Genomic DNA, 23,207 nt, shown 5'->3' with positions numbered 1-23,207 from the left:
TCCGGGGCCCGCCCGTATCGACACAACGAAGGACGATCGTGCTCATTGCCGGGTTCCCCGCCGGGGCCTGGGGGACGAACTGTTACCTCGTCGCCCCCGCCGCCGGTGAGGAGTGCGTGATCATCGACCCGGGCCACGAGGCCACCCGGGGAGTCGAGGAGACGCTGAAGAAGCATCGGCTCAAGCCCGTCGCCGTCGTCCTCAGCCACGGCCACATCGACCACGTGGCCTCGGTCGTCCCCGTGTGCGGAGCGCACGACGTGCCGGCCTGGATCCACCCCGCCGACCGGTACATGATGAGCGACCCCGGCAAGGGGATCGGCCGGTCCATCGGCATGCCGCTCCTGGGCGAGCTGACCGTGGGGGAGCCGGACGACGTCAGGGAGCTGTCCGACGGCAGCCGGCTGGAGCTGGCGGGCCTGGAGTTCTCCGTCGCGCACGCACCGGGCCATACCAAGGGGTCGGTGACCTTCCGGATGCCCGAGACCGCCGACGTCCCGTCGGTCTTCTTCTCGGGCGACCTGCTGTTCGCCGGCTCCATCGGACGCACCGACCTGCCCGGCGGTGACATGGCCGAGATGCTCGACTCGCTGGCCCGCGTGTGCCTGCCGCTCGACGACTCGACCGTGGTGCTGTCCGGCCACGGCCCCCAGACGACCATCGGCCAGGAACGCGCCACCAACTCGTATCTGCGACAGGTGGCCGCCGGCCTCGGGAGCGCGGACGCTCCCCGACGAGGAATGTGACGAAAGACTCCGTGAGCACCTTCAAGGCCCCCAAGGGCACGTACGACCTCATCCCGCCGGACTCCGCGGCGTACCTGGCGGTCCGCGAGGCCATCGCCGCCCCGCTGCGGACCTCCGGCTACGGCTACGTCGAGACGCCGGGCTTCGAGAACGTCGAGCTCTTCGCACGCGGTGTCGGCGAGTCCACCGACATCGTGACCAAGGAGATGTACGCCTTCGAGACCAAGGGCGGCGACCGGCTCGCCCTGCGGCCCGAGGGCACCGCGTCCGTGCTGCGCGCGGCGCTGGAGGCCAACCTCCACAAGACCGGCAACCTGCCCGTCAAGCTCTGGTACTCCGGCTCGTACTACCGCTACGAGCGCCCTCAGAAGGGCCGTTACCGCCACTTCTCCCAGGTCGGCGCCGAGGCGATCGGCGCCGAGGACCCGGCGCTCGACGCCGAGCTGATCATCCTGGCCGACCAGGCGTACCGCTCGCTCGGGCTCAGGAACTTCCGCATCCTGCTCAACAGCCTGGGCGACAAGGAGTGCCGTCCGGTGTACCGGGCCGCCCTCCAGGACTTCCTGCGCGGTCTCGACCTGGACGAGGACACCCTGCGCCGGGCGGAGATCAACCCGCTGCGCGTGCTCGACGACAAGCGTCCCGACGTCCAGAAGCAGCTGACGGACGCCCCGCTGCTGCGCGACTACCTGTGCGACGCCTGCAAGACGTACCACGAGGAGGTGCGCGAGCTGATCACCGCGGCGGGCGTGGCCTTCGAGGACGACCCGCGGCTGGTGCGCGGCCTGGACTACTACACGCGCACGACCTTCGAGTTCGTCCACGACGGGCTCGGCTCCCAGTCCGCGGTGGGCGGCGGCGGACGCTACGACGGCCTGTCCGAGATGATCGGCGGCCCCGCGCTGCCGTCGGTGGGCTGGGCGCTCGGCGTCGACCGCACGGTCCTGGCCCTGGAGGCCGAGGGCGTACGCCTCGAACTGCCCTCCGCGACCAGCGTGTTCGCCGTCCCGCTCGGCGAGGAGGCGCGCCGCCTGCTGTTCGCCAAGGTCACCGAGCTGCGCCGGGCGGGCGTGGCCGCCGACTTCTCGTACGGCCACAAGGGGCTCAAGGGCGCGATGAAGAACGCCAACCGCAGCGGGGCGCGCTACACGCTCGTGGCCGGCGAGCGCGACCTCGCCGAGGGCGTCGTCCAGCTCAAGGACATGGAGTCCGGTGAGCAGACGGCGATCGGCGTGAACGAGATCGTGGCCGAGCTGGAGTCCCGCCTCGGCTGATCCGCGACGCCAGGGCGCCGGGTCCCCACCGGGAACCGGCGCCTTCGCCGTACCCGGGCACCGCACACTGGCGCGGGGCGTCAACCCGGCGCACGCCACCTCCCCCGGAGGGACGATTTCCGCACCCGGGTGCAGGCTGGAACCGAACGGTCAGAGGCGCTCGCGCGTACCTCCTTATGTCCACCGAACGGTGGACGAGCCCCCTGGTACGGCACAATGACCCGTGCCCGAAGAAGTTCCAACTCTCAAGCAGACGGAATCGGCGTGATGAGCAAGACGACAGTCAAGGACGTCTCCACCGAACCCGGACCCGAGCGTGCCCCCGCCGCCGCCCGGACCGAGGGCGGCAGCCGCGCCTTCGCCGTGCTGCTGCTGATCACCGGCGCGGCCGGCCTCCTCGCCGCGTGGGTCATCACGATCGACAAGTTCAAGCTCCTCGAGGCCAAGGTCGAGGGCAAGACGTTCACCCCCGGGTGCAGCCTCAACCCGGTCGTCTCCTGCGGCAGCGTCATGGAGAGCAAGCAGGCCGCCGCCTTCGGCTTCCCCAACCCGATGCTCGGCCTGGTCTGCTACGGCATCGTGATCTGCGTCGGCATGAGCCTGCTCACCCGAGCCCGCTTCCCGCGCTGGTACTGGCTCACCTTCAACTTCGGCACGCTGTTCGGCGTCGGATTCGTCACCTGGCTCCAGTTCCAGTCCCTGTACCGGATCAACGCCCTGTGCCTGTGGTGCTGCCTCGCCTGGGTCGCCACGATCGTCATGTTCTGGTACGTGACGTCGTTCAACGTCCGCAAGGGCTTCCTGCCCGCCCCGAGCTGGCTCAAGGGCTTCTTCGGCGAGTTCACCTGGGTCCTGCCGGTCGTGCACATCGGTGTCATCGGCATGCTGATCCTGACCCGCTGGTGGGACTTCTGGACCGGCTGACGGTCCGGAGGGGACTGTCAGTGCGGTGAACTAGGGTTTCAGGCGTGGAACCCGACCTGTTCACCGCCGCAGCAGAAGAACGCCAGGAGAAGGACCCGGCCGGCAGTCCCCTGGCCGTCCGGATGCGCCCGCGCACCCTCGACGAGGTGGTGGGCCAGCAACACCTGCTGAAGCCGGGTTCACCCCTGCGCCGCCTCGTCGGCGAGGGCGCCGGCGGACCCGCGGGGCCCTCCTCGGTGATCCTCTGGGGCCCGCCGGGCACCGGCAAGACCACCCTGGCCTACGTCGTCTCCAAGGCCACCAACAAGCGGTTCGTGGAACTGTCGGCGATCACCGCGGGCGTCAAGGAGGTCCGCGCGGTCATCGACGGCGCCCGCCGCGCCACCGGCGGCTTCGGCAAGGAGACCGTCCTCTTCCTCGACGAGATCCACCGCTTCAGCAAGGCCCAGCAGGACCCCCTCCTCCCGGCCGTCGAGAACCGCTGGGTGACCCTGATCGCGGCGACCACCGAGAACCCGTACTTCTCGGTGATCTCCCCGCTGCTCTCCCGCTCCCTGCTGCTGACCCTCGAACCCCTCACCGACGACGACGTGCGCGGCCTGCTGCGCCGGGCCCTGAGCGACGAACGCGGACTCAAGGACGCCGTCGCCCTGCCCGAGGACACCGAGGACCACCTGCTGCGCATCGCCGGCGGGGACGCCCGTCGCGCGCTGACCGCCCTGGAGGCCGCCGCCGGTGCCGCCCTGGACAAGGGCGAGGCCGAGATCGCCCTGGCCACGCTGGAGGAGACGGTCGACCGGGCCGCCGTGAAGTACGACCGCGACGGCGACCAGCACTACGACGTCGCCAGCGCCCTCATCAAGTCCATCCGCGGCTCCGACGTCGACGCCGCCCTGCACTACCTGGCCCGGATGATCGAGGCAGGCGAGGACCCCCGCTTCATCGCCCGCCGACTGATGATCTCCGCCAGCGAGGACATCGGCCTAGCCGACCCGAACGCCCTGCCCACGGCGGTCGCCGCGGCCCAGGCCGTCGCCATGATCGGCTTCCCCGAGGCCGCCCTCACCCTCAGCCACGCCACCATCGCCCTCGCCCTGGCCCCCAAGTCCAACGCCGCGACCACCGCCATCGGCGCCGCCCTGGAGGACGTGCGCAAGGGACTGGCGGGCCCCGTACCGCCGCACCTGCGCGACGGCCACTACAAGGGCGCCGCCGCACTCGGCCACGCCCAGGGGTACGTGTATCCGCACGACCTGCCCGAGGGCATCGCCGCCCAGCGGTACGCACCCGAGGCCCTCCAGGACCGCGAGTACTACACCCCGACCCGGCACGGCGCCGAGGCGCGCTACGCCGACGCGGTCGAATGGACCAGGAAGCACCTCGGTCGCAAGCGGTCCTGACCACCCTGTAGAATCCCGAGCAGTGCTGAGTCCCGTGTCCGGCCCCAGGTCGGCGCCTCAGGCGGGACGACCAGCCGGATCTTCGGATCCAGGAGCGTCGCGCACCGTCGTAGGTGTCGCGGGCAGCCCACCACCACCCGGGGTTCCGGGACCGGTCGGTGGGCCGTTCGTGTGCTGCACGTATGTGCCCAGACCAGGGAGCGGCTGCCTGGCACGTCCCCAGGGACTCGCCGGGATTCCCAGGCTGCGGATGCGACCTCCCGTAACCCTGAGGCAGCCGAATCGAAGAAGGAAAAGAACGTGGCGAACCAGTCCCGTCCCAAGGTCAAGAAGTCGCGTGCCCTCGGCATCGCGCTGACCCCGAAGGCCGTCAAGTACTTCGAGGCCCGTCCCTACCCGCCGGGTGAGCACGGCCGCGGCCGCAAGCAGAACTCGGACTACAAGGTCCGTCTGCTCGAGAAGCAGCGCCTGCGCGCTCAGTACGACATCTCCGAGCGCCAGCTGGTCCGCGCCTACGACCGCGCGTCCAAGGTCCAGGGCAAGACCGGTGAGGCCCTGATCGTCGAGCTGGAGCGTCGCCTCGACGCGCTGGTCCTGCGTTCGGGCATCGCCCGCACGATCTACCAGGCCCGCCAGATGGTCGTCCACGGCCACATCCAGGTCAACGGCCAGAAGGTCGACAAGCCGTCCTTCCGCGTCCGCCCGGACGACGTCGTGCAGGTCCGCGACCGCTCCAAGGACAAGACGCTCTTCCAGATCGCCCGTGAGGGCGGCTTCGCCCCCGACGGCGAGACCCCCCGCTACCTTCAGGTGAACCTCAAGGCCCTGGCGTTCCGCCTGGACCGCGAGCCGAACCGCAAGGAAGTCCCGGTCATCTGCGACGAGCAGCTCGTCGTCGAGTACTACGCCCGCTGACCCCAGCCCCGGCGCGGTACCTCAGCCCGCCGTCTCCCCGCCCTTCCGGGTGGGGGAGGCGGCGGGTTCTCGCGTTCCGGCCCCCTCCCGGGCGGCCCGCACCGACCCGCGCGGCGCCGTCGGCGCGGCCGACGGCCGGCCCCCGTGCCCGCCGAGCGCCCGCGCCACCGCCGTCTCCCGGTCCAGGCCCGCGCCGTCGCGCACACACGCCGCGTACCGCTCGTCCCCGAGCGCCGCACGGGCCGTCGCCTCGCACAGCTCGTGCGGCGCGTTGTAGTACGCCGAACCGAACAGCGGCAGCCCCACCGAAGGCCACATCACGCTCGCCGCGCCCTGGAGCACCGCCGCCTCCTCCGGATCGCCCTCCGTCGCCGTGACCAGGGCAAGCAGCTCGACCGCCAGCACCGAACCCAGCAGGTCACGGAAGGCGTGCGCCGCAGCCAGGCACTCCGCGAGCAGCGCGCGGGCGCCCGCCGGATCACCGTCCCGCCAGGCCGCGTAGGCCAGGACGTACAACGCGTACGACCGCGTCCAGCGCTCCCCGTGGTCCTCGCACACCCGGCGCACGTCCTCGCACAGCCGCACCGCGTCCGGCAGGTCCCCCCGGAACGCCCGCGCCATCGCGAGCTCGACCTGGCCCATCAGTACGTTGCTGTTCAGCTCGCCGATCGCCCGGTAGCGGGCCAGCGCCGAGCGCAGCAGCGCCTCCGCGCGCGGCATGTCGTCCGTGACCAGGGCCAGACAGCCGGTGCGGTGCTCCGCGTACGCCTCCGCCGCCGGGTTCGCCACCCGCTCCGCCTCCGCACGGCACTCCTGGAGCGCGGCCAGCGCCGGCACCTTGTCGCCCTGGAGGATCGCCACGTACCCGAGCACCCACAGCGCCTTCAGCCGGGACCGCTCGTACCCGCCGTTCCCGGCGGCCGGCTCCACACTGCGCTCCAGCCAGCGCCGCCCCTCCGAAAGACGCCCGCAGCCCGCCCAGTAGAACCACAGGGAGGCCGCGAGGTACTGGCCCAGATGCGTCTCGTCCGGCTCGGTCAGACAGTGCTCAAGGGCCACCCGCAGATTCGGCAGCTCCGCCTCCACCCGGGCGGCCACCTCCGCCTGCCGGGGGGAGAACCAGTCCAGCTCGCACCAGGTCGCGAGACCCATGAACCAGTCCCGGTGCCGCCGCCGCAGCCGCGGCGCGTCGCCCGTGGCCTCCAGCCAGTCGGCGCCGTACGCCCGGACCGTCTCCAGCATCCGGTGGCGCACACCCGTCGCGCCCTCCTCGCGGGCGACCACGGACTGCGCGACCAGCTCGGACAGCGTGTCGAGGACGTCCTCGGCGGGCAGGCCGTCCCCGCTGCACACGTATTCGGCGGCCTCCAGGTCGAAGGAGTGCGCGAACACCGAGAGCCGCGCCCACAGCAGCCGCTCCGCCGGCGCGCACAGCTCGTGGCTCCAGCCGATCGCCGTGCGCAGCGTCTGGTGCCGGGGGAGGGCGTCGCGGCACCCGCCGGTCAGCAGCCGGAACCGGTCGTCCAGCCGCTCCAGCACCTGCCCCGGGGACAGGACCCGCAGCCGGCCCGCCGCCAGTTCGAGCGCGAGCGGAATCCCGTCCAGCCGCCGGCACAGCTCCCGTACGTCCCCGTGGCCGCGCACGTCGAGCCCCTGCTGCGCCGCCCGGTCCGTGAACAGCTCGACCGCCTCGTCCTCGGCCAGCGGCGCGAGCGGGAACAGCCGCTCGCCCGTCAGCCCGAGGGGCCGCCGCCCCACCGCGAGCACCCGCAGCCCCGGTGCCCGCCGCAGCAGGTCGCCGACCAGCGCCGCGCACTCCGCCACCAGGTGCTCGAACCCGTCCAGGACCAGCAGCGGCCGGCCGTTCCCGGCGAGCCGGGCGAGCAGCGCCTCGCGCGGCGGCCGGGTGGTGTGGTCGGTCAGCCCCAGCGCCTCCACCAGCGCGTGGTCCAGGAGTCCGGCGTCCCGCACGGAGGCGAGCTCGACCCGCCACACCCCGTCCCGGGGTGCCGCCCGCCGCGCCGCCCGCGCCGCGAGCCGCGACTTGCCCACACCGCCGACCCCGGTCACCGTGACCAGCCGCGCGGTGCCGAGCGCCTCGGTCAGCCGGGCCAGTTCGGCCGCGCGGCCCACGAAGGCCGTGGGCTCCGGCGGCAGGCCGCCGTCCGTCGAGGGGCCGGTGTCCTGAGGGCGTCGCATGGAACACGGAGCGTACTGAAGCGTGTTCGGTCCGTACAATCCCCTCCCGAACCGCGCCCGCGGCGGGCGGTAATGCGGTACGGAGCTGCGCACCCGGCGCGATAGGCTCGGTGCACTGGTTTTTATGTTTCCGATGCTCGGATCACGTTTCAGGGAGCGGGTGCGCACGGTGTCCGGTGGAGAGGTGGCCGGGATCCTGGTGGCCGTCTTCTGGGCGATCCTGGTCTCCTTCCTCGCCGTCGCGCTGGCGAGGGTGGCCCAGACGCTCAAGGCGACCACCAAGCTCGTCGCGGACGTGACCGACCAGGCCGTCCCGCTGCTCGCCGACGCCTCCGCGGCCGTGCGCTCCGCGCAGACCCAGATCGACCGGGTCGACGCGATCGCCTCCGACGTCCAGGAGGTCACGTCGAACGCGTCCGCGCTCTCCACGACCGTCGCCTCCACCTTCGGCGGCCCCCTGGTCAAGGTCGCGGCCTTCGGCTACGGCGTGCGCCGCGCCCTCGGCGGCCGCAAGGACGACGCGCCCGTGAGCGCGGCCCGGCGTACGGTGATCGTGGGTCGCACGGTCCCCGGCGCACGACGCAAGCGGAAGAAGGACTGAGACCGAGCGATGTTCCGTCGTACGTTCTGGTTCACCACCGGTGTCGCCGCCGGTGTGTGGGCCACCACCAAGGTCAACCGCAAGCTCAGGCAGCTCACTCCGGAGAGCCTCGCCGCGACCGCGGCCAACAAGGCACTGGAGACGGGGCAGCGCCTCAAGGACCGCGCGGTCGTCTTCGCGCTCGACGTCCGCCACAACATGGCGCAGCGGGAGGCCGAGTTGGGGGAGGCGCTGGGCATCGACGCGGACCCCGAACTCCCCGCGCCCCGGCGGTTCGCCGCCATCGAGAACAACCGCACCACCCCGAAGCACCTCGGGAACACGACGTACTCGCACAACCGGAATGAGGACCACTGATGGAGTCGGCCGAGATTCGCCGCCGCTGGCTGAGCTTCTTCGAGGAGCGCGGTCACACCGTCGTCCCTTCGGCGTCGCTCATCGCGGACGACCCGACTCTGCTCCTCGTCCCGGCCGGCATGGTGCCCTTCAAGCCCTACTTCCTCGGTGAGGTCAGGCCGCCGTTCCCGCGCGCCACCAGCGTGCAGAAGTGCGTGCGCACGCCCGACATCGAAGAGGTCGGCAAGACCACGCGGCACGGCACCTTCTTCCAGATGTGCGGCAACTTCTCCTTCGGCGACTACTTCAAGGAAGGCGCCGTCAAGCTCGCCTGGGAGCTGCTCACCTCGCCCCAGGACAAGGGGGGTTACGGCCTCGACCCCGAGCGCCTGTGGATCACCGTCTACAAGGACGACGACGAGGCCGAGAAGATCTGGCACGAGGTCGTCGGCGTGCCCAAGGAGCGCATCCAGCGCCTGGGCATGAAGGACAACTTCTGGTCCATGGGCGTCCCCGGCCCCTGCGGCCCCTGCTCCGAGATCAACTACGACCGCGGCCCCGAGTTCGGCGTCGAGGGCGGCCCCGCCGTCAACGACGAGCGGTACGTGGAGATCTGGAACCTCGTCTTCATGCAGTACGAGCGGGGCGAGGGCATCGGCAAGGACAACTTCGAGATCCTGGGCGACCTGCCGAGCAAGAACATCGACACGGGCCTCGGCCTGGAGCGCCTCGCCATGATTCTGCAGGACGTGCAGAACATGTACGAGATCGACACCTCCATGGCCGTCATCAACAGGGCCACCGAACTGACCGGTGTGGCCTACGGCGAGGCCCACGCCTCGGACGTCTCCCTGCGCGTGGTCACCGACCACATGCGCACGGCCACCATGCTCATCGGTGACGGCGTCACCCCCGGCAACGAGGGCCGCGGTTACGTCCTGCGCCGCATCATGCGCCGCGCCATCCGCAACATGCGGCTGCTCGGCGCCACCGGTCCGGTCGTCAAGGACCTGATCGACGTGGTGATCGGCATGATGGGGCAGCAGTACCCGGAGCTGGTCACCGACCGCGAGCGCATCGAGAAGGTCGCCCTCGCCGAGGAGAACGCCTTCCTCAAGACGCTGAAGGCCGGCACCAACATCCTGGACACCGCCGTCACCGAGACCAAGGCCTCCGGCTCCGCCGTGCTGCCCGGCGACAAGGCGTTCCTGCTCCACGACACCTGGGGCTTCCCGATCGACCTCACCCTGGAGATGGCCGCCGAGCAGGGGCTGTCCGTGGACGAGGACGGCTTCCGCCGCCTGATGAAGGAGCAGCGGGAGCGCGCCAAGGCCGACGCCCAGGCCAAGAAGACCGGCCACGCCGACCTCGGTGCCTACCGTGCGATCGCCGACAGCGCCGGCGAGACCGACTTCATCGGCTACGCGGACACCGAGGGCGAGTCCACGATCGTCGGCATCCTCGTCGACGGCGTGTCCTCCCCGGCCGCCGGCGAGGGCGACGAGGTGGAGATCGTTCTCGACCGCACCCCGTTCTACGCCGAGGGCGGCGGCCAGATCGGCGACACCGGCCGCATCAGGGCCGACTCCGGTGCCGTCGTCGAGATCCGCGACACCCAGAAGCCGGTGCCCGGTGTCTACGTGCACAAGGGTGTCGTCCAGGTCGGCGAGGTCACCGTGGGCGCCAAGGTCCACGCCGGCATCGACCAGCGCCGGCGCACGGCCATCGCCCGCGCCCACTCGGCCACGCACCTCACCCACCAGGCCCTGCGCGACGCCCTCGGCCCGACGGCCGCCCAGGCCGGTTCCGAGAACCAGCCGGGCCGCTTCCGCTTCGACTTCGGCTCGCCTTCCGCCGTTCCGACGGCCGTGATGACCGACGTCGAGCAGAAGATCAACGAGGTGCTGGCCCGCGAGCTCGACGTGCGCGCCGAGATCATGGGCATCGACGACGCCAAGAAGCAGGGCGCCATCGCCGAGTTCGGCGAGAAGTACGGCGAGCGCGTGCGGGTGGTGACCATCGGCGACTTCTCCAAGGAGCTGTGCGGCGGCACCCACGTCCACAACACCGCCCAGCTGGGTCTGGTGAAGCTGCTCGGCGAGTCGTCGATCGGCTCGGGCGTGCGCCGTATCGAGGCCCTGGTCGGTGTGGACGCCTACAACTTCCTCGCCCGGGAGCACACGGTCGTCGCCCAGCTCCAGGAACTGGTCAAGGGCCGTCCGGAGGAACTGCCGGAGAAGATCTCCGCCATGCTCGGCAAGCTGAAGGACGCCGAGAAGGAGATCGAGAAGTTCCGCGCGGAGAAGGTGCTCCAGGCCGCCGCCGGTCTCGCCGAGTCGGCCAAGGACGTCAACGGCATCTCACTTGTGACCGGTCGGGTCCCGGACGGCACCGCGCCGGACGACCTGCGCCGGCTGGTCCTCGACGTGCGCGGCCGCATCCAGGGCGGACGGGCCGCCGTGGTCGCCCTGTTCACGGTCAACAACGGCAAGCCGCTCACGGTCATCGCCACCAACGAGGCCGCCCGCGAGCGCGGTCTCAAGGCCGGCGAACTGGTCCGCACGGCCGCCAAGACCCTCGGCGGCGGCGGTGGCGGCAAGCCGGACGTCGCCCAGGGCGGCGGTCAGCACCCGGCCGCCGTCGGTGACGCCGTGGACGCCGTCGAGCGCCTCGTCGCCGAGACGGCCAAGTAAGGATCGGGACCGGCAGAGTAAGGAAACGGTCGGAAGATGCGAAGAGGACGTCGACTCGCGATCGACGTCGGGGACGCCCGTATCGGGGTCGCCTCGTGCGACCCCGACGGCATCCTCGCGACCCCCGTCGAGACGGTTCCCGGGCGGGACGTCCCGGCGGCCCACCGGCGGCTGCGGCAACTGGTCGAGGAGTACGAGCCGATCGAGGTCGTCGTCGGGCTGCCCCGTTCCCTGCGGGGCGGTGAGGGTCCCGCCGCGGTCAAAGTCCGGGCGTTCGCCCAGGAGATGGCGAAGGGCATCGCCCCGGTACCGGTGCGCCTGGTCGACGAGCGGATGACGACGGTGACGGCCAGTCAGGGGCTGCGCGCCTCGGGCGTGAAAGCGAAGAAGGGCCGCTCGGTGATCGACCAGGCGGCGGCCGTCGTGATCCTCCAGCAGGCCCTGGAATCCGAACGGGTGTCAGGCAGAGCACCCGGCGAGGGCGTCGAAGTGGTCATCTGATCGCGATACGGTAACGTTCCGCGCGATGCGGTGGTGTTCGAACAGCCGACGCACAGCAAGAGGCGGAACGGGAGCCGGCCGGCAAGCCGCGTGACCGCCGCCTCGCGGCTCTAGGGGATCGATGACTGAGTATGGCCGGGGCCCAGGCTCCGAACCGTGGCATCCGGAGGACCCGTTGTACGGGGACGGCGGATGGGGCGGACAGCAGGCCCACGCGGGCCAGCAGTCCCCCTACGGCGGCCAGCCGCAGCAGCAGTATCCGCAGGAGCCGCAGCAGCAGTACGGCGACTGGGGCCAGGCCCAGCAGGGCGGGTACGACCAGCAGCAGTACCAGCAGTACTACGGTCAGCAGGATCACCAGGGCCACCAGGGCCACCAGGGCCACCAGGACCACCAGGGCCAGCAGGGTCACCAGCAGTACGCCGAGTATCCGCAGACGGAGCAGTACCACCAGGGCGGCTGGGACGCCACGGGCACCCACGGCCAGGTCCCCTTCGCGGCCGACCCCGGCGACCCCTACGGCCAGCAGCCCATCGCGTACGGCGCCGAGCAGCCCGACTTCTACGGCACCCCCGACGCCTATCCGCCGCCGGAGCCGCCCGGACACAGACGTCCCGAGCCGGAGCCGGAGACCGGCTGGGACCCGGGCCCCGACCAGGGCGAGCACGCCTTCTTCTCCGACGAGGACGACGAGGACGACGGCCTCACCGACGACCCCAAGGACCGCCGCGGCCGTGGCGACCGGCGGGGCAAGGGAGCGAAGGGCGGCAAAGGCGCAAAGAAGCGGCGCAGCGGCTGTGCCTGCCTGGTGGTCGTGCTGGTGTTCGGCGGCGGTGTCGGCGGAGTCGGATATCTGGGGTTCCAGTACTTCCAGAATCGTTTTGGCCCGGCCCCGGACTACGCGGGCGGTGGTACGTCCGAGGCGGTCACCGTCGAGATCCCCAAGGGCGCCGGCGGCTACGACATCGGGCGCAAGCTGAAGGAGGCCGGCGTCGTCAAGAGCGTCGACGCGTTCGTCGCCGCGCAGTCGCAGAATCCCAACGGCAAACAGATCCAGGCCGGCGCCTACCTCCTGAAGAAGGAGATGTCGGCCGCCAGCGCGGTCCAGATGATGCTGGACCCCAAGAGCCAGAACAACCTGATGGTCACCCCGGGCCAGCGCAACGCCGCCGTCTACGCGGCCATCGACAAGCGGCTCGGCCTGTCCGGCGGCACCACCAAGAAGGTCGCCGGCAAGGAGTACAAGAGCCTCGGGCTGCCGAGCTGGGCGCTCAACCACGAGGGCGTCATGGACCCGCTGGAGGGCTTCCTCTTCCCGGGCACCTATCCCGCGGCCAAGGGCATGAAGCCCGAGGCGGTCCTCAAGCAGATGGTCGGCCAGGCCAAGGAGCAGTACACCAAGTACGACCTGGAGGGCAAGGCCGCTTCGTTCGACCTGGACAGCCCGTTCCAGCTCGTCATCGTCGCCAGCCTGGTGCAGGCCGAGGGCAAGACGCACGACGACTTCCGCAAGATGGCCGAGGTGATCTACAACCGCCTCAAGCCGACGAACACCCAGACCAACCAGCTGCTCCAGTTCGACTCGACCTTCAACTACCTGAAGGGCGAGAGCAACATCCACATCGGCGAGAACGAGATCCAGAGCAACAAGGACCCGTACAACACGTACACCAACAAGGGTCTGCCGCCGGGTCCGATCGGAAACCCCGGCGAGGACGCGCTGAAGGCGATGCTGAACCCGACCGACGACGGCTGGATCTACTTCGTGGCGACCGACGGCCAGAACAACACCGAGTTCGCCAAGACCTACGACGAGTTCCTGAAGCTCAAGGAAAAGTTCAATGCCAATTCGGGCCGCTGACGCCCGTCGGGCGGCCGTGCTCGGATCGCCCGTCGCCCACTCGCTCTCCCCGGTCCTGCACCGGGCGGCGTACGCCGAACTCGGCCTCACCGGCTGGTCGTACGACCGCTTCGAGATCGACGAGGCCGGCCTGCCCGGCTTCCTCGACGGCCTCGGCGGCGAGTGGGCCGGCCTCTCGCTGACCATGCCGCTGAAGCGGGCCGTCCTGCCGCTGCTCGACGAGATCAGCGAGACGGCCGCCGCCGTCGACGCGGTCAACACCGTTGTGTTCACCGACGACGGCCGCAGGACCGGCGACAACACCGACATCCCCGGCATGGTCGCCGCGCTGCGCGAACACGGCGTCGAGAAGGTCGACTCCGCCGCGGTCCTCGGCGCCGGCGCCACCGCGTCCTCCGCGCTCGCCGCCCTCGCCCGGATCTGCACCGGTGAGGTCGTCGCCTACGTCCGCAGGGCCGAGCGCGCCGCCGAGATGCGCGAGTGGGGTGCCCGGCTCGGCGTCGGGGTCCGCACGGCCGACTGGGCGGACGCGGCCGACGCGCTGCGCGCGCCCCTGGTGATCGCCACCACCCCCGCCGGCACCACCGACGCGCTCGCCGCCGCCGTGCCCGAGCGCCCCGCCGTCCTCTTCGACGTGCTCTACGACCCCTGGCCCACCGACCTCGCCGCCCGCTGGTCCATGGCCGGCGGCGCGGTCGTCGGCGGCCTCGACCTGCTCGTCCACCAGGCCGTGCTCCAGGTGGAGAGGATGACCGGCCGCTCCCCGGCCCCGCTGGAGGCCATGCGCAGGGCCGGCGAGCGGGCCCTCGCCGAGCGCTGACGGCCGCCGCGCCCGCGTCCGCCCTCCGGACCGCCGCCGGGATCGGGCACCGGTCGTGGGAGGATCGGAAGTGGCGACCGGGACCGCGCCCCCGGTCGGACCGTCGTCGCACGTGAGGAAGCACGTGCGCAGGGCAGTACCGGGGCGCGAGCACGGAGGAGCACCGTTGAGCAGGCTGCGTTGGCTGACCGCGGGGGAGTCCCACGGTCCCGCACTCGTCGCGACGCTGGAGGGCCTTCCCGCCGGCGTGCCGATCACCACGGAGACGGTGGCTGACCACCTCGCTCGCCGGCGCCTCGGTTACGGCCGCGGGGCCCGTATGAAGTTCGAGCGTGACGAGGTCACCTTCCTCGGCGGGGTCCGCCACGGCCTCACCCTCGGCTCACCGGTCGCGATCATGGTCGGCAACACCGAGTGGCCCAAGTGGGAACAGGTCATGGCCGCCGACCCGATCGACCCGGAGGTCCTGGCGGGCCTCGCGCGGAACGCGCCGCTGACCCGGCCCCGCCCCGGCCACGCCGACCTCGCCGGCATGCAGAAGTACGGCTTCGACGAGGCCCGCCCGATCCTGGAGCGCGCCTCCGCGCGCGAGACGGCCGCCAGGGTCGCGCTCGGCGCCGTCGCCCGCTCCTACCTCAAGGAGACGGCCGGCATCGAGATCGTCTCCCACGTCGTGGAGCTGGCGTCCGCGAAGGCGCCGTACGGCGTCCTCCCGACCCCCGCCGACGTCGAGAAGCTGGACGCCGACCCGGTGCGCTGCCTGGACGCGGACACGTCGAAGGCGATGGTCGCCGAGATCGACCAGGCCCACCGGGACGGTGACACGCTCGGCGGCGTCGTCGAGGTGCTGGCGTACGGCGTCCCGGTCGGCCTCGGTTCGCACGTGCACTGGGACCGGCGCCTCGACGCACGGCTCGCCGCCGCCCTCATGGGCATCCAGGCGATCAAGGGCGTCGAGGTCGGCGACGGCTTCGAGCTGGCACGGGTGCCCGGCTCCCAGGCGCACGACGAGATCCTCGGCACACCCGAGGGCATCAGGCGTTCCTCCGGCCGCTCCGGCGGCACCGAGGGCGGACTCAGCACGGGCGAGCTGCTGCGGGTGCGCGCCGCGATGAAGCCGATCGCCACGGTGCCGCACGCGCTGCGCACCGTCGACGTCGTGACCGGCGAGACCGCCCAGGCCCACCACCAGCGCTCCGACGTGTGCGCCGTCCCGGCGGCCGGCATCGTCGCCGAGGCCATGGTCGCGCTCGTCCTCGCCGACGCCGTGGCGGAGAAGTTCGGCGGCGACAGCGTCCCCGAGACCCGCCGCAACGTGCGGTCCTACCTCGACCACCTGGCCATCCGGTGAGCGCCGGTCCGGCCGTCGTCCTCGTCGGTCCGATGGGCGTCGGCAAGTCCACGGTGGGACGGCTGCTCGCCGATCGGCTCGGCGTCGGCTACCGCGACACCGACGACGACATCGTGGCCGCCGAGGGCCGCGCCATCGCCGAGATCTTCGTGGACGAGGGCGAACACGCCTTCCGCGCGCTGGAGAAGAGCGCCGTGCGGCAGGCGCTCGCCGAGCACGAGGGCGTGCTCGCCCTGGGCGGCGGCGCCGTCCTCGACGAGGACACCCGCGCCCTGCTCGGCGGGCAGCGCGTCGTCTACCTCTCGATGGACGTCGAGGAGGCGGTGCGTCGCACCGGCCTCAACGTCGCCCGCCCCCTGCTCGCCGTCAACCCGCGCAAGCAGTGGCGCGAGCTGATGGAGGCCCGGCGGCACCTGTACGAGGAGGTCGCCTCGGCCGTGGTCGCGACCGACGGGCGCACCCCCGAAGAGGTCACCCAAATCGCCCTGGACGCACTGGAGTTGAAGGAAGCATGAGCGAGTCGGTGACGCGGATCCAGGTCGGCGGCACGGCGGGCACCGAGCCCTACGAGGTTCTGATCGGCCGTCAGCTCCTCGATGAGCTGCCCGGTCTGATCGGCGACCGGGCCAAGCGGGTCGCGGTGATCCACCCCGAGGCGCTCGCCGAGACCGGTGACGCCCTCCGCGCGGACCTGGCCGAACAGGGCTACGAGGCGGTCGCCGTCCAGGTGCCCAACGCCGAGGAGGCCAAGACCGCCGAGGTCGCCGCCTACTGCTGGAAGGCGCTCGGCCAGTCCGGCTTCACCCGCACCGACGTGATCGTCGGCGTCGGCGGCGGCGCCACCACCGACCTCGCCGGTTTCGTCGCCGCCACCTGGCTGCGCGGGGTGCGCTGGATCGCCGTACCGACGACCGTGCTCGCCATGGTGGACGCGGCGGTCGGCGGCAAGACCGGCATCAACACCGCCGAGGGCAAGAACCTCGTCGGCGCCTTCCACCCCCCGGCCGGTGTCCTGTGCGACCTCGCCGCGCTGGACTCCCTCCCGGTCAACGACTACGTCTCCGGGCTCGCCGAGATCATCAAGGCCGGCTTCATCGCCGACCCGGCGATCCTCGACCTGATCGAGTCCGACCCCGGGGCGGCGCGCACCCCGGCGGGCCCGCACACCGCCGAGCTGATCGAGCGGTCCATCCGGGTCAAGGCCGAGGTGGTCTCCTCCGACCTCAAGGAATCGGGCCTGCGGGAGATCCTCAACTACGGCCACACGCTGGGCCACGCCATCGAGAAGAACGAGCGCTACAAGTGGCGGCACGGCGCGGCCGTCGCGGTCGGCATGCACTTCGCCGCCGAACTCGGCCGCCTCGCGGGCAGGTTGGACGACGCCACGGCCGACCGCCACCGCACCGTGCTGGAGTCCGTCGGACTGCCCCTGCACTACCGCCACGACCAGTGGCCCAAGCTGCTGGAGACGATGAAGGTCGACAAGAAGTCCCGCGGGGACCTGCTGCGCTTCATCGTCCTGGACGGACTGGGCAAGCCGACCGTCCTGGAGGGTCCCGACCCGGCCGTGCTGCTCGCGGCGTACGGCGAGGTCGGACAGTAGGTCCTCCCGCATCCCATCCGCCCGATTCGCCCTCCGGCACGGGCACTTCGGACCGTCCCCGGCCGTTTCACCAAACGACGGCAGGGGACGGTACCGTTCGGTAGGGAGCGGGGTGCGCACTCCGCCGCAAGCGCCGATCGCGAGCCAAGAGACACGAGACGGAGTGCACCGGATGCAGCACGCAGTGGGGTCTCCGCTGCCGCCGTCCCACCAGCCGGGGCAGGCACCGCCCGCCGGATGGTCGCCGGCCGCGCACCATCCGGGCCCGCACCACCCGGGAACCCCCCAGGGTCCCGCGGCCGTGCCCCCACCGCCACCCGCACCCGGCTTCACGGGGGCCCAGGTCCCTCCCGGACCGGTGCCGCCCGCGCCTCCCAGGCACGCCCCGGTGCCGCCCGTGCCCGACAGCACCGGCCACGTCCCGCTGCCGCCCGGCGGCCCCGTCGCGATGCCCAGCGTGCCGCCCGCGACGGCCGCTCCCGACCCCACGGGCACGACCCTGGCCGTGCTGCTGATCGGCCCGGCCGGCGCCGGCAAGACCAGCGTCGCCAAGTACTGGGCCGACCACCGCCGGGTCCCCACCGCCCACATCAGCCTCGACGACGTGCGCGAATGGGTCCGCTCGGGCTTCGCCGACCCCCAGTCCGGCTGGAACGACAACTCGGAGGCGCAGTACCGCCTCGCCCGCCGCACCTGCGGTTTCGCCGCCCGGAACTTCCTGGCCAACGGCATCTCCTGCATCCTCGACGACGCCGTCTTCCCGGACCGCCCGGTCGTCGGCCTCGGCGGCTGGAAGCGGCACGTCGGCCCCGGCCTGCTCCCCGTCGTCCTGCTGCCCGGCCTGGACGTCGTCCTGGAACGCAACGCCGAACGCTCCGGCAACCGCCGCCTCACCGACGAGGAGGTGGCCCGCATCCACGGCCGCATGGCGGGCTGGTACGGCTCCGGCCTGCCGATCATCGACAACTCCCAGCTCGACGTCCCCACCACGGCCCGCCTCCTGGACGAGGTCCTGGCCAGGTCGATAGCCAGCCCGCCCGCCTGGTAGCCGACGGCGCTCCCGCAGGGGCGGCCGGGCCCGTCACCCCCGTGAATCCCCCGACCGCACCGCTCCAACCGGCACGATCCGCCCCCGCCTCCTACGCTCGTGTCATGTCCGAGGTGTACGCGGCCCGCCGCAACAGGCTGAGAGACCGCCACAACGCGTCCGGCACCGCCACAGCGCTGGTGTCACGCCCGGCCAACGTGCGCTACCTCTCCGGCGCCGCCCCGCAGGACTCCGTGCTGCTCCTGGGCCGGAGCGGCGACGAGGACCTGCTGGTCTGCCCGGCCCCGCCGGACGACCGCCCCTCCGACGGCCGCCCCGACGAGAACCTGCGCCTGCACGTCCTGCCCCCGGCGGGCGGCGACGCCGCCGTCGCCGCGGCCGGCCTCGCGGTGGGCCAGGGCGCCGACGCCCTCGCCGTCGAGGAGCACCACCTCACCGTCTCCCGGCACCGCGCCCTCGCCTCGGTCGCCTCCGGGCTGCGCCTGGCCGACCTCGGCTGCGCGGTCGAACAGCTCAGGGTGGTCAAGGACGAGGAGGAGATCTCCTGTCTGCGGGTCGGCGCGGAGATCGCCGACCAGGCCCTCGGGGAGCTGCTGGAGTCCATCCTGGTCGGCCGCACCGAGCGCCACCTCGCCCTGGAGCTGGAGCGGCGGCTGGTCGACCACGGCGCCGACGGCCCCGCCCTGGCGACCTCCGTCGCCACCGGCCCCCACTCCGGCCGCCGCGGCCACCGGCCCACCGACCGGCGGGTGGAGGAGGGGGACTTCCTCTCCGTGTGCCTCGGCGCGACGTACCGCGGCTACCGCTGCGAGATCGGCCGTACGTTCGTGATCGGCACGTCCCCCGCCGAGTGGCAGATCGAGCTGTACGACCTGGTCTTCGCCGCTCAGCGCGCCGGACGCGAGGCACTGGCGCCGGGCGCGGCCTTCCGTGACGTGGACCGCGCGGCCCGCCAGGTGCTGGACCGCGCGGGGTACTCGGAAGGGCTCCAGCCGCTCACGGGGCACGGTGTCGGACTCGAAATCGACGAGGACCCTCAGTTGACCCCCGCGGCCATGGGTAAACTGGACGCTTGCGTGCCGGTCACCGTCGAACCGGGGGTCCACCTCCCGGGCCGGGGCGGTGTCCGGATCGATGACACGCTCGTCGTCCGCCCCGAGGCGGACGGCGGACCCGAGCTACTCACCATCACGACCAAGGAGCTGCTCGCGCTGTAGGAGTGCGTGCCCCGGGGTCGTCCACGTCAGTCCAGGAGATTCCGCAACCGTGGCTTCCACGAACGACCTCAAGAACGGCCTGGTGCTCAAGCTCGAAGGCGGCCAGCTCTGGTCCGTCGTCGAGTTCCAGCACGTCAAGCCCGGCAAGGGCCCGGCCTTCGTGCGCACCAAGCTCAAGAACGTGCTCTCCGGCAAGGTCGTCGACAAGACGTTCAACGCCGGCGTCAAGGTCGAGACGGCCACTGTCGACAAGCGTGACATGCAGTTCTCGTACATGGACGGCGAGTACTTCGTCTTCATGGACATGGACACGTACGACCAGCTGATGATCGACCGCAAGACGGTCGGCGACGCCGCGAACTTCCTGATCGAGGGCTTCACCGCCACCGTCGCCCAGCACGAGGGCGAGGTGCTCTTCGTCGAGCTGCCCGCCGCCGTCGAACTGACCATCCAGGAGACCGAGCCGGGCGTCCAGGGCGACCGCTCCACCGGTGGCACCAAGCCCGCCACCCTGGAGACCGGCCACCAGATCCAGGTCCCGCTCTTCATCACCACCGGTGAGAAGATCAAGGTCGACACCCGTACCAGCGACTACCTCGGCCGGGTGAACAGCTAACCGTGGCCGCTCGCAACACGGCCCGCAAGCGCGCCTTCCAGATCCTCTTCGAGGGCGACCAGCGCGGGGCCGACGTCCTCACCGTGCTCGCGGACTGGGTCCGGCTCTCCCGCACCGACACCCGCCAGCCGCCGGTGAGCGAGTACACGATGCAGCTCGTGGAGGGCTACGCCGGACACGCGACCCGCATCGACGAGCTGCTCGCCCAGTACGCGGTCGGGTGGACGCTGGACCGGATGCCGGTCGTGGACCGCAACATCCTGCGCCTGGGCGCCTACGAGCTGATCTGGGTGGACGAGACCCCCGACGCCGTTGTCCTCGACGAGATGGTGCAGCTGGCGAAGGAGTTCTCGACCGACGAGTCGCCCTCGTTCGTCAACGGTCTGCTCGGGCGGCTGAAGGAGCTGAAGCCCTCGCTGCGCCGGGCCTAGCCGAAGCGCCGTACGACGCGTACGAGGGGCGCCGTGGGACCGCGGCGACCGAGCCCGCCGCGGGTCCTCCGCGGTCGGCTCGCGCGGTTCCCCGCGCCCCTTCGGCGTATCCGGCTCCCGGCCCGCGCGAGAGGGGCCGGGAGCAGTCGTGCGGACGCCGCCGGGGTGGCCCGAACCACAAGGTTCCGGCCACCCCGGCGGCACGTTTCTGCTGGGACTGCCGAAGAGGTCAGGCCTCTTCGTGCGTGGCCACCGCCCGACGGGCGTCCGCGTCCAGCACACCCCAGCTGATCAGCTGTTCGGTCAGCACCGAGGGGGACTGGTCGTAGATGACGGCGAGTGTGCGCAGGTCGTCCTGGCGGATCGAGAGCACCTTGCCGTTGTAGTCGCCGCGCTGGGACTGGATCGTCGCCGCGTACCGCTGGAGGGGGCCCGCCTTCTCGGCCGGGACCGTGGCCAGGCGCTCCAGGTCCAGGACCAGCTTCGGCGGGGGCTCGGCGGCGCCGCCGGGGGTCGTGCCGGGCAGCAGTTCCTGCACCGGGACACCGTAGAAGTCCGCCAGCTCCGCGAGGCGCTGCACGGTCACGGCGCGGTCCCCGCGCTCGTACGAACCCACCACGACGGCCTTCCAGCGGCCCTGGGACTTCTCCTCGACACCGTGGAGGGAAAGGCCCTGCTGGGTGCGGATGGCCCGGAGCTTGGCCCCGAGCTGTTTGGCGTATTCGCTGGACATATAGCTCCCCGGACACTGTGTCGACGCAGCCGGCTGGGTGCCGGACCGCGCGGCTGGTAACTCACTGTGAGGTTACGCAGCGTGACTCTCATGCGTCAAGCCGAATGGTCCACACCGACGCTTCCGCGCGGGTGGCGGCCCGTTCCCCCGAAGGGGTGAATCGGAGCCCTGTCTGCGACCTGCTACCGTGGATGGCGCAAATCCGACGTCCTTTAAGGTCCGTCCCGTGAGGCGGAGAAGGAGGTCCGTTTCATATGGACATGCAAGCGTCCGATGCCCGGCCCGTGCTCGAAGGGCCCGACATCGCGCGGGTGTTGACCCGCATCGCCCACGAGATCGTCGAACGCGCCAAGGGCGCCGACGACGTGGTGCTCCTCGGCATCCCGACCCGGGGCGTCTTCCTCGCCCAGCGGCTCGCCGCCAAGCTCGGGCAGATCACCGACCGCACGATCCCGGTCGGCTCGCTCGACATCACCATGTACCGCGACGACCTGCGCATGCACCCGCCGCGTGCGCTGGCCCGCACCGAGATCCCCGGTGACGGCATCGACGGCCGTCTCGTCGTCCTCGTCGACGACGTGCTCTTCTCCGGCCGCACCATCCGTGCCGCCCTCGACGCGCTGAACGACATCGGGCGTCCGCGCGCGGTGCAGCTCGCCGTCCTCGTCGACCGCGGCCACCGCGAACTGCCCATCCGCGCCGACTACGTCGGCAAGAACCTCCCCACGTCGCTGCGGGAGACGGTCAAGGTCCAGCTCGCCGAGGAGGACGGTCGCGACACCGTGCTGCTCGGCGTGAAGCAGACCCCGTAGCGGACCGAGGGCGCGCGGCGATCCCGTGCGCCCCGCCCGCGACCCGGCCCGCCCGGCCGCGCGGGGACCGGCCCCACCGGCACCGCCGCGGGCCGGGACCCCGAATCCCCAGACGTGAACTGCCTTACGGAGCCTGACAGATGCAGCGCCATCTCATCTCGGCCGCCGACCTCACCCGTGACGACGCCGTCCTGATCCTCGACACCGCCGAGGAGATGGCCCGGGTCGCCGACCGGCCGATCAAGAAACTGCCGACCCTGCGCGGACGCGCGATCGCCAACCTCTTCTTCGAGGACTCGACGCGTACGCGGATCTCCTTCGAGGCCGCCGAGAAGCGGCTGTCGGCGGACGTCATCAACTTCACCGCCAAGGGATCGAGCGTCTCCAAGGGCGAGTCCCTGAAGGACACCGCGCAGACGCTGGAGGCCATGGGCGTCGACGCCGTCGTCATCCGGCACAGCGCCTCCGGCGCCCCCTACCGGCTCGCCAACTCCGGATGGATCGACGCCGCAGTCATCAACGCGGGCGACGGCACCCACCAGCACCCCACGCAGGCCCTGCTCGACGCCTTCACCGTGCGCCGCCGCCTCGTCGGCCGGGACGCCGGCCTCGGCCAGGACCTCTCCGGCAGGCGCATCACCCTCGTCGGCGACATCCTGCACAGCCGGGTCGCCCGCTCCAACGTCGACCTGCTGCACACCCTCGGCGCCGAGGTCACCCTGGTCGCCCCGCCGACCCTGGTACCGGTCGGCGTCGAGCACTGGCCCTGCGAGGTGTCGTACGACCTCGACGCCACGCTGCCCAAGTCCGACGCCGTGATGCTGCTGCGCGTCCAGCGCGAGCGCATGAACGCCGCCTTCTTCCCGACCGAGCGGGAGTACTCGCGGCGCTACGGCCTCGACGGCGAGCGCATGGCGAAGATGCCCGGGCACGCCATCGTGATGCACCCCGGCCCGATGGTCCGCGGCATGGAGATCACCGCCGAGGTCGCCGACTCGGATCGCTGCACCGTCGTCGAGCAGGTCGCGAACGGCGTCTCCATCCGGATGGCCGTCCTCTACCTGCTGCTCGGCGGCAACGAACCCGCCCTCGCCCACGCCCGCACCAACGAGGAGAAGTAAGACCC

Annotated in this window: 22 protein-coding genes; 20 read left to right on the top strand and 2 right to left on the bottom strand. The window is 71.7% G+C overall.

The window, feature by feature from the left end:
* Positions 1–38: 38 nt before the first annotated feature.
* The 5 genes from AB0F77_RS07295 (at position 39) to rpsD (ending at position 5,259) form a co-directional block, all read left to right on the top strand.
* Positions 39–746: an MBL fold metallo-hydrolase gene (locus AB0F77_RS07295; RefSeq protein ID WP_361942887.1), complete on the top strand. Its 708-nt coding sequence runs from the start codon at positions 39–41 to the stop codon at positions 744–746.
* Positions 747–757: 11 nt separating this feature from the next.
* Entirely contained in the window at positions 758–2,020 is a 1,263-nt protein-coding gene (gene hisS / locus AB0F77_RS07290; RefSeq protein ID WP_361942884.1) for a histidine--tRNA ligase, read from the top strand.
* 267 nt (positions 2,021–2,287) lie between these two features.
* Complete coding sequence (locus AB0F77_RS07285) at positions 2,288–2,944, top strand: vitamin K epoxide reductase family protein (RefSeq protein ID WP_361942881.1); 657 nt, start codon at positions 2,288–2,290, stop codon at positions 2,942–2,944.
* 44 nt (positions 2,945–2,988) lie between these two features.
* Positions 2,989–4,344 (top strand): replication-associated recombination protein A, encoded by a 1,356-nt coding sequence (locus tag AB0F77_RS07280; protein ID WP_361942877.1) that lies wholly within the window; start codon positions 2,989–2,991, stop codon positions 4,342–4,344.
* Positions 4,345–4,644: 300 nt separating this feature from the next.
* Positions 4,645–5,259, top strand: a complete 615-nt coding sequence (rpsD, locus tag AB0F77_RS07275; RefSeq protein ID WP_129310266.1) for a 30S ribosomal protein S4 — start codon at positions 4,645–4,647, stop codon at positions 5,257–5,259.
* Between the two features lie 21 nt (positions 5,260–5,280).
* Here rpsD and AB0F77_RS07270 read toward each other — a convergent pair whose 3' ends face one another.
* Positions 5,281–7,458: an AAA family ATPase gene (locus AB0F77_RS07270; RefSeq protein ID WP_361942873.1), complete on the bottom strand. Its 2,178-nt coding sequence runs from the start codon at positions 7,456–7,458 to the stop codon at positions 5,281–5,283.
* Positions 7,459–7,618: 160 nt separating this feature from the next.
* Between AB0F77_RS07270 and AB0F77_RS07265 the strand changes: the two genes are divergently transcribed.
* The 13 genes from AB0F77_RS07265 to nusB all read left to right on the top strand — a co-directional run bounded on the left by AB0F77_RS07265 (position 7,619) and on the right by nusB (position 20,536).
* Positions 7,619–8,059 (top strand): DUF948 domain-containing protein, encoded by a 441-nt coding sequence (locus AB0F77_RS07265; RefSeq protein ID WP_361943479.1) that lies wholly within the window; start codon positions 7,619–7,621, stop codon positions 8,057–8,059.
* A 9-nt stretch (positions 8,060–8,068) separates the two neighbouring features.
* A complete protein-coding gene (locus AB0F77_RS07260) occupies positions 8,069–8,416 on the top strand; it encodes a hypothetical protein (RefSeq protein ID WP_361942870.1) in 348 nt (115 codons plus the stop codon).
* Positions 8,416–11,088, top strand: a complete 2,673-nt coding sequence (gene alaS, locus AB0F77_RS07255; RefSeq protein WP_361942867.1) for an alanine--tRNA ligase — start codon at positions 8,416–8,418, stop codon at positions 11,086–11,088. The genes AB0F77_RS07260 and alaS overlap by 1 nt, the downstream gene beginning before the upstream one ends.
* 36 nt (positions 11,089–11,124) lie before the next feature.
* Positions 11,125–11,589 carry a Holliday junction resolvase RuvX gene (gene ruvX / locus AB0F77_RS07250; protein ID WP_361942864.1) on the top strand — a complete coding sequence of 155 codons (465 nt, stop codon included), beginning with the start codon at positions 11,125–11,127 and terminating at the stop codon, positions 11,587–11,589.
* Between the two features lie 121 nt (positions 11,590–11,710).
* Entirely contained in the window at positions 11,711–13,450 is a 1,740-nt protein-coding gene (gene mltG / locus AB0F77_RS07245; RefSeq protein WP_361942861.1) for an endolytic transglycosylase MltG, read from the top strand.
* Entirely contained in the window at positions 13,431–14,270 is an 840-nt protein-coding gene (locus AB0F77_RS07240; protein ID WP_361942858.1) for a shikimate dehydrogenase, read from the top strand. The genes mltG and AB0F77_RS07240 overlap by 20 nt, the downstream gene beginning before the upstream one ends.
* A gap of 166 nt (positions 14,271–14,436) precedes the next feature.
* Positions 14,437–15,621, top strand: a complete 1,185-nt coding sequence (gene aroC, locus AB0F77_RS07235; RefSeq protein WP_361942855.1) for a chorismate synthase — start codon at positions 14,437–14,439, stop codon at positions 15,619–15,621.
* Between the two features lie 32 nt (positions 15,622–15,653).
* Positions 15,654–16,136 carry a shikimate kinase gene (locus AB0F77_RS07230; protein WP_361943476.1) on the top strand — a complete coding sequence of 161 codons (483 nt, stop codon included), beginning with the start codon at positions 15,654–15,656 and terminating at the stop codon, positions 16,134–16,136.
* On the top strand, positions 16,133–17,224 hold the full coding sequence (gene aroB / locus AB0F77_RS07225; RefSeq protein ID WP_361942852.1) for a 3-dehydroquinate synthase: 1,092 nt from the start codon (positions 16,133–16,135) through the stop codon (positions 17,222–17,224). Before AB0F77_RS07230 ends, aroB begins: the two co-directional genes overlap by 4 nt.
* A 172-nt stretch (positions 17,225–17,396) precedes the next feature.
* The gene (locus AB0F77_RS07220) at positions 17,397–18,272 is read left to right on the top strand and encodes a Pro-rich N-terminal domain-containing protein (RefSeq protein WP_361942849.1); all 876 of its coding nucleotides are present in this window, start codon (positions 17,397–17,399) and stop codon (positions 18,270–18,272) included.
* A 104-nt stretch (positions 18,273–18,376) separates the two neighbouring features.
* On the top strand, positions 18,377–19,489 hold the full coding sequence (locus tag AB0F77_RS07215; RefSeq protein WP_361942846.1) for an aminopeptidase P family protein: 1,113 nt from the start codon (positions 18,377–18,379) through the stop codon (positions 19,487–19,489).
* Between the two features lie 49 nt (positions 19,490–19,538).
* Entirely contained in the window at positions 19,539–20,105 is a 567-nt protein-coding gene (gene efp, locus AB0F77_RS07210) for an elongation factor P (protein WP_361942843.1), read from the top strand.
* A 2-nt stretch (positions 20,106–20,107) separates the two neighbouring features.
* Entirely contained in the window at positions 20,108–20,536 is a 429-nt protein-coding gene (nusB, locus tag AB0F77_RS07205) for a transcription antitermination factor NusB (RefSeq protein WP_361942840.1), read from the top strand.
* Between the two features lie 229 nt (positions 20,537–20,765).
* On the opposite strand, the gene bldD is transcribed toward nusB, so the two are convergent.
* Entirely contained in the window at positions 20,766–21,269 is a 504-nt protein-coding gene (gene bldD / locus AB0F77_RS07200) for a transcriptional regulator BldD (protein ID WP_014671524.1), read from the bottom strand.
* Between the two features lie 254 nt (positions 21,270–21,523).
* Here bldD and pyrR point away from each other — a divergent pair, with 254 nt between their 5' ends.
* Both pyrR and AB0F77_RS07190 read left to right on the top strand, forming a co-directional pair.
* Positions 21,524–22,081 (top strand): bifunctional pyr operon transcriptional regulator/uracil phosphoribosyltransferase PyrR, encoded by a 558-nt coding sequence (gene pyrR, locus AB0F77_RS07195; RefSeq protein ID WP_361942836.1) that lies wholly within the window; start codon positions 21,524–21,526, stop codon positions 22,079–22,081.
* A 140-nt stretch (positions 22,082–22,221) separates the two neighbouring features.
* Positions 22,222–23,202, top strand: a complete 981-nt coding sequence (locus AB0F77_RS07190; RefSeq protein WP_361942833.1) for an aspartate carbamoyltransferase catalytic subunit — start codon at positions 22,222–22,224, stop codon at positions 23,200–23,202.
* Positions 23,203–23,207: the final 5 nt, after the last annotated feature.

It is taken from the genome of Streptomyces sp. NPDC026672 (genome assembly GCF_040638185.1).
Taxonomy (GTDB): domain Bacteria; phylum Actinomycetota; class Actinomycetes; order Streptomycetales; family Streptomycetaceae; genus Streptomyces.
This window is presented reverse-complemented; position numbering and strand designations above follow the sequence as displayed.